Source organism: Saccharicrinis sp. 156, assembly GCF_050589685.1.
Lineage (GTDB): Bacteria > Bacteroidota > Bacteroidia > Bacteroidales > Marinilabiliaceae > Saccharicrinis.
Map to the genome: position 1 here is coordinate 1 of NZ_JBNGOS010000098.1, position 1,912 is coordinate 1,912.

At 46.2% G+C, this 1,912-nt stretch carries 2 protein-coding genes; both read right to left on the reverse strand.

Features of this window, described 5'->3' with window-relative positions; genetic code table 11:
* Positions 1–375 (reverse strand): ATP-binding protein (locus tag ACRD64_RS25180; RefSeq protein WP_430937396.1); only part of this gene is annotated, 375 nt, incomplete at its 3' end.
* 29 nt (positions 376–404) lie between these two features.
* On the reverse strand, positions 405–1,912 hold a 1,508-nt coding region (gene istA / locus ACRD64_RS25185; RefSeq protein ID WP_430937398.1), incomplete at its 5' end, for an IS21 family transposase.

Here is a 1,912-nt window from a genome sequence, read left to right on the forward strand (position 1 = left end):
GCCCATTAAACAAGCGTGGTGCCCTAGTGCAGTTCCCAGCCAGCTCTTACCTGTACCTGTAGGTCCGGTGATGATGATAGGTGCCCCCTGTTTGATATATTCACAAGTGGCCATTTGCATAACTTTACCACGCTCCAGCCCCCTGGCCGCATCAAAGCTTAGTTCTTCGATGGTTACCTGGTAGCGGAAGCGTGCAGCCGAAATCAAACGTGCGTTACGGTTTGTCCTGCGCTGATCTTTTTCCGCTTGTAATAACAATTGCACGCCCTCATAAAACGAAAGGCCGTCCAGCTTCCTTGTTTCAAGCAGCGAAGCCCAGCATTGGGCCATGCCCGGCATTCGTAAACTCTTAAATTGATCTGTAACTTCATTCATAATCTATATATTTTAGTGAATAATAATGGTTAACTATATTCTTCCTTCCCTCTGACATTCGAATGGGAAGGGAAATTCATGAATAACTCCTGGTCTTCTACATCTGCAATTCCCCGGCAATTAGTTTTGATTAAGCGTTCAATAAAACCATAGCGGTATTTTTGATACAGCAGTGCCGTGTCGCATGACTTTTTAAACAAGTGGGGATCTGTTTCTCTCTGGAGTTTCAGCAAGCCCTCACAGCCTCTGTAAAATGTTTCAACCGGAACCGTTGCGGTTGCAAACATGTACTCGACCACTTCTCCAAGTTCCAGTGATGCATTTTGTGCACGCTTGACATAGTACTGAGGTGAACGATCCCGATAGGCCTGGGTGTTGGAAGCCAGATGTTCTTTCACGTAGGTATATTTGCCCTGGTTATAGGATCTCTTGTGCATCGCTACGCATTCGCCGTTGATGTAAATCTTGACAAGGCTGCGCGTGTAAATAACACTGGTTTGCTGACCGGTGTACACATGTGGTGTTGAGTAATGGTGCTTGTCTCGTCCCAGGTAAACAAAACCATTGGGATTGACTTTTAAACTTGCATAAAAGCGAACCTCGAACCGTTCTTTCGGAAGAGGGCGAAGCTCTGGCTTTTCTGTTGCCATAAATTGCTCTTCGCGAGTGTATGGGTGTTGTTGCATACGCTTGCGGTTATGTGCCAGCATTTTCTCTCCAATGGCCTTGTTTAGCTCTTCCAGCGAGTAGAACTTATGGTTGCGAAGTTGGGCATAAACCCGGTTGTAGACGATCTTCACCTGGTTCTCAACCAAACTTTTATCTTTCGGTTTTCTGGACCTTGCGGGGATAACCACAAAGCCATAATGGTTGGCCATGTCTTCTAAAATGCGGTTGATTTTCGGTTCGTGAGGGTCGGTTTTCACTACTGCTGCCTTTAGGTTGTCGCTCACAACAATCTTTGGCACACCGCCAAGTGAACCCAGGCACATAGCCAGGGCATGTATAAAGTCTTCACTTCTTTGAGAGCGGACCGCAATCGCAAAACCATAGTCTGTAGCCGGCATACAGGCCACAAAAACCTGCACCTTAACTATCTCTCCGGTTTCCCTATCGACGTACTCTAACCGGTCTCCCGCATAATCAATCATTAGTTTTTCGCCAGGTGTATACAAATCTTTTAACAACGAGGAAGATACTGGACGTTTGGCCTTCGTATGTTGCCGGTAATGATAGCGAAACTGAGTTAGCCCATAACCTTGGGGATGCTCCGCAATGTACTCTTCCCAAAGTAATTTAAGGGTTACGTGGGGACGTTTCATTTCATCCTCAAAGTAGGATAGTTTCTTTTTAAACCCTTCGAACCGCTCCCCTTCCGGATAGGCAGGACTGCCACCGTTCATGCGGTGTTGCAAAACCGGATCATCCAGTTTTAATAACTCCTTTACGGACAACCCGTCTGATTTTGCAAGGTTTACGTAGCGATTGACGGTTTCCTTATTTACTGAAAGGTCTTCGGCTATCTGACGGTTTGAAA